We start from the raw sequence: 4,855 nt of genomic DNA, 5'->3' as shown, positions 1-4,855 counted from the left end.
AATTTGTCCCACAGAGGCAGATACTGATTTATCCGGCTGTCAGCAATGATTATTCGGAAACTTCCCCTTTTCCATCGGTACAGGAAAACGGGACAGATTTTTTACTGACAGCTAAGAAGATGAGTGACTATCTGGATCTGTACCAAAGCTGTGACGAAGACCGGCAGAGTCCTTACTTTGCACCGCTGCTGGCACAGGATTTCTCCGGACTGCCCAGGACGCTTGTTATTACGGCAGAATTTGATCCTCTCAGGGATGAAGGAGAGGAATATGCAAGAAAATTAATCGAAGCGGGAAATGCAGTGGAGGTGCATCGCATTCAGGATGCCCTGCATGGTTTTTTTGCGCTCGGCATTATGAGTTACCATGTTCAGGAGAGTTTTGAAATTATAAACAGTTTTTTAAAGGGGGTCTAGGAAATGGCTGAGACCAAGCTGGCCCGTTGGCGAAAATTAGATAATGCGGCGAAGATATTTCCGGCTACCAGCGGAAAGAAGGATACCAGGGTATTTCGTTTTTCCTGTGATTTAAAGGAAACAATCCAGGGAGAAATCCTGCAGGAGGCATTGGATAAGACCATCGAGGCTTATCCCATGTTCTGTTCTGTGATGCGAAAAGGCTTTTTCTGGTTCTATCTGGAGAAAAGCCCTCTGCGCCCTGTAGTGAAGGAAGAGAGTAAGCTTCCGTGCAGCAATATCTATGTCCGGGATAAGAAGAGTCTTTTATTTGAAGTAACCTATTTCAAAAACAGAATAAACTTTGAGGTTTTCCATGCGTTGACCGATGGAACGGGAGCGATGCAGTTTACCAGAGAACTGGTGAAAAATTATATTCTGGCTGCCCACAAAGAGGATTTTCCGGAAGAAGTACCTCTGGACACACAGGATCTTACCGATGCAGACATGGAAGATGACAGCTTCTTTAAATATTATTCCAAAACAAAATCTGATGAGAAATCAGATGTAAAACAAAAATCAGTTCATTCCTATCAGTTGCGGGGATTGAAGTCAGATTACGAAAATATGCACATTACGGAAGGAATGGTTTCCGTAAAGCAGCTTTTAGATAAATCCAGGGAATATGGCGTGTCAATGACCGTATTTCTCACAGCAGTCTATCTGTGCGCTATTCACCGGGAAATGAGTCCCAGACAGGAAAAATATCCGGTTGTTCTGATGATACCGGTAAATCTGCGCAAATATTTTCCATCCCAGTCCATGCTTAATTTTTTCAGCTGGATTGATGCGGGATACCAGTTTGAAACAGGTGTTACCACATTTAAAGACGTGGTAAACCATGTGAAAGAGTTTTTTAAAAGTGAACTTACCAAGGAGCGGGTTGCTGGCAGGATGAATGAATTCATGAACCTGGAGCAGAATCCTTTTTTAAGAGTTGCACCACTGGCGTTCAAGAATCTCTGTCTGCTTGCAGGGGCAAAGTTTACCTCCAAAAATGTTACCGCAATCTTTTCAAATATGGGTGTTGTGGACATGCCGGAAGTATATCGGCCATATATCAAATGGTTCCATGTGTTCACCAGTACGCCGAAAACGGAACTTTGCATGTGCTCTTTTGAAGATCATGTTGTTCTAAGCTTTACATCCAGATTTGAAAGTGAAAATGTACAGCGGAATTTTTTCCGCATTTTAAATGAACAGGGCATTGAAGTGGAGATGTTAAAGGATAAATACCCGGAAAAGAGAAAACCGGTATATCCCGGAATGCAGTTTTTTAAGCTGTTTTCTTTCTTATGCCTGGCAGCCGTGGTAATCTGTGTGATGGCAAATGTAATTATAACGCCCCACAGCATCTGGTCGCTGTTTGTAGGCGGAGCCATGCTCTGTATGTGGCTGGCACTTGCAGTAGGCTTTTACAAACGTCGGAATCTGCTGAAAAATGCCATGTGGCAGCTATTGCTTATCATTGCCTGCTGCCTCGCCTGGGATGCATTTACGGGGTGGAACAGGTGGTCAATTGATTATGTACTGCCTGGGATCAGCCTGTTAACCACCATTTCGATTCTGACAATTTCCAAGGTACAGCAGTTAACTCCGCCGGAATATATGATCTATTATGTGATGTCAGCGGGTGTTGGAATTGTCCCGTTTCTGCTGCTTTTGACCGGGTGCGTCGGCGTCCACTATCCTTCTGTGATCTGTTCGGGGCTGTCATTTTTATTTATTGCGGCACTGGTTATCTTTAAATGGAAAGATTTTATGGTGGAACTGCATAAGAAATTTCACTTTTAAGATACGGGTGAGTATTTCAGGGAGGATAAAACATGCTGGTTATAAACAGTTTAGAAGAAGGCGCTGCGGTATTTAAAGCCCTGGGTTCCGATCTCAGAGTAAATATCATAAAGCTGCTTATAAAAAATAAAGAAATGAATATGCGGGAACTGGCATCGGCACTTCATATTACAAACGGAGCCATTACCAGCCATATTAAAAAACTGTCAGAGGCGGGGATTATCGATGTACTGACAGAATGCGGTGGAAGAGGAAATCAGAAAATCTGCCGGCTGAAGGTAAATGAAATTCTGGTGGATGCGAAGGAACAGGACAAAAAAGAAATGAGCCTTTTAGAGACAGAGTTTAAGGTGGGGGATTATTGCGATTATGAGGTATACCCCACCTGCGGGCTGGCTGCAGGGGATCACCGCATTGGGGGGTGGGATAATCCGGAAGATTTTGCAAGTCCCGAGCACGTAGATGCGGGCATTATCTGGTTCGCCCAGGGATATGTGGAATATAATATGTCCAGATTATTATCGCCCGGTCATCAGATATCCCAGATCACACTGTGTTTTGAGATCTCATCCGAGGCACCCAGTTATAACAATGAATGGATGTCGGATGTCACCTTCAAACTCAATGGACAGTCTCTTGGAAAATGGACAAGTCCCGGTGATTTCGGAGGAAGACACGGCATTTATACCCCGCTGTGGTGGAGCAGAACCCTGAACCAGTACGGTCTTTTAAAACTGTTGGTCATCAACCAAAGCGGTACATATGTGGATGGACTGCAGATATCGGATGTGGGACTGGATCAGCTGCAGCTGGAAAAGGCAGGGATAATCCGGTTTCGCTTTGAAGTGGAGAAGGAATCAGAGCATGTGGGCGGACTCACGTTATTTGGTTCCGGTTTCGGAAATTATAACCAGGATATTATGGTTCGGGTTCATTATGAAAATGAATGATCGGAACAAATATCGAAAAGTAAATATGAGAATCATAGATAGGGCAGCCTGCAAAAGGTTGTCCTTTTTGACATTCTTTCTTTTTTGTTATATATTAAAATATAGGTAAAAATATCAAAATATACAGAATTTTTAAATAGAACGGGGGGTTCTATGAAAGAAAGACGCCATCATCAATTCATTTTTCAGCTAAAAAGCAAGATTATTGTTATTTTTGTTGTCTGTGTTATCATTCCAAGCATTTTCTTTTTAGGCTTTTTTGTAAAAAGCTATTTTTCATATGCGTTAAAGAGCATCATTGCAGAAAAGCAGAACATCATGAAAGAAACCCATAAAAATATCGAGTTGCAGTTTTCCAGTTTTAAGGATACCTCCATGTCCCTGTATTATAATGAGGCTGCCAAGAATTACATTAACCGGGAGGACTACTCAAAGGAAGACAAGTACATATCCCAGCTGCTAAGCAGTATCGTGAATTCTGAGAAATATATTGTTTCCGCCGTACTGGATCTGAATGGGACAATTTATAAATCCGGTTATCACTATCTGAACTGGGAGGAATATCTGGACGAACATCTGGATCAGGTTCTGGATAAAAAAGGGAAAGTGGTCTGGATTCCCACCGAACAGATGTCTGCATCCTATAATCAAAGGCCGAAAAACTTTGCACTGGCAAGGGCAATCAACTCGGCGAATCAAAATGTAGGGACACTTTGGCTGTTTTTTTCAGAGGATCTGTTTACCAATATTTTAAAAAATCCCATATATCATGAAGCTGGTACGGATTACTATATCGTTTCCCAGAACCGGCACATCGTGACCAGCAATTATGAAGAAGATACAGGGATGGTTCAGAATGGAGAACTGTTTACAAAGGCACTTACGCAGCAAAACGGATCCTTTTCCTATCGTGATCCGGATACCGGAAAAGAAAAAACGGTGGTTTGTTCCTCCTCCGAGGTAAATGACTGGGTACTCTTAACGGTAACGGATCAAAGTGTTATTTTTAAGGATGTAATTTATATTAAGTGGATGGCTGCGGTGACAGCATGCCTCTATGCGGTTTTCCTGTTCACGGCATATTACATTTTGTCTCACTATATTTTTAAGCCTATGCAAAACTTAAGTGCAGGCCTTCGCAGAGTGTCCCAGCGGGATTTTCAGAGGATTGAGGAAAATACAAGTGGGGATGAAATGGGGATGCTGACAGCGAATTTTAACTATATGGTGGATGAAATACAATGTCTGATCCAGGATATCCGGGAGGAAGAAAAAGCAAAGAATGAAGAAAAGATCAAAGTACTTTCTATGCAGATCGGACCGCATTTTATTTACAATACCCTGAATACCATTAAATGGATGGCGGCGGCAAATAAGCAGACGAACATCAAGAAGATGATTGAGTCCCTGATTAAACTAATGGTCAGCGTTACCTATCATACCAATGAGGAAATAACCCTTGGGCAGGAAGTAGAACTGCTGGGCTGCTATGTGTATATCCAGAAAATGCGGTTCATGAATTTTGATTTTGAATATGATCTGCCCAGTGAACTGAGAGACTTAAAAATATTAAAACTCCTTTTGCAGCCTTTTGTGGAAAACTGTATTCAGTATGCCTTTGGAGACAAGCCGGATGGGGGCAGAATTCTCATGGAG

4 protein-coding genes are annotated in these 4,855 nt (G+C 42.3%); all 4 read left to right on the top strand.

From position 1 onward, the window contains the following. The coding region (locus ACH2DQ_RS02985) for an alpha/beta hydrolase fold domain-containing protein (RefSeq protein ID WP_395025523.1) at positions 1 to 416 on the top strand (416 nt) is incomplete at its 5' end. A gap of 3 nt (positions 417 to 419) precedes the next feature. Next, positions 420 to 2,249: a DUF6320 domain-containing protein gene (locus ACH2DQ_RS02980; RefSeq protein ID WP_394915406.1), complete on the top strand. Its 1,830-nt coding sequence runs from the start codon at positions 420 to 422 to the stop codon at positions 2,247 to 2,249. A gap of 32 nt (positions 2,250 to 2,281) precedes the next feature. Further along, positions 2,282 to 3,199 carry an ArsR/SmtB family transcription factor gene (locus ACH2DQ_RS02975; protein WP_394915405.1) on the top strand — a complete coding sequence of 306 codons (918 nt, stop codon included), beginning with the start codon at positions 2,282 to 2,284 and terminating at the stop codon, positions 3,197 to 3,199. 153 nt (positions 3,200 to 3,352) lie between these two features. Continuing rightward, a partial coding sequence (locus tag ACH2DQ_RS02970) for a sensor histidine kinase (protein ID WP_395025520.1) occupies positions 3,353 to 4,855 on the top strand: 1,503 nt, incomplete at its 3' end.

It is taken from the genome of Robinsoniella sp. (genome assembly GCF_034124845.1).
The sequence above is the reverse complement of the archived record's forward strand: the minus strand, read 5'-3'. Positions and strand labels throughout refer to the sequence as shown.

Bases quoted from the DNA above. Each gene is read 5' to 3' on its own strand.
- ACH2DQ_RS02980 (WP_394915406.1), top strand. From the start codon at position 420: ATGGCTGAGACCAAGCTGGCCCGTTGGCGAAAATTAGATAATGCGGCG.
- ACH2DQ_RS02975 (WP_394915405.1), top strand. From the start codon at position 2,282: ATGCTGGTTATAAACAGTTTAGAAGAAGGCGCTGCGGTATTTAAAGCC.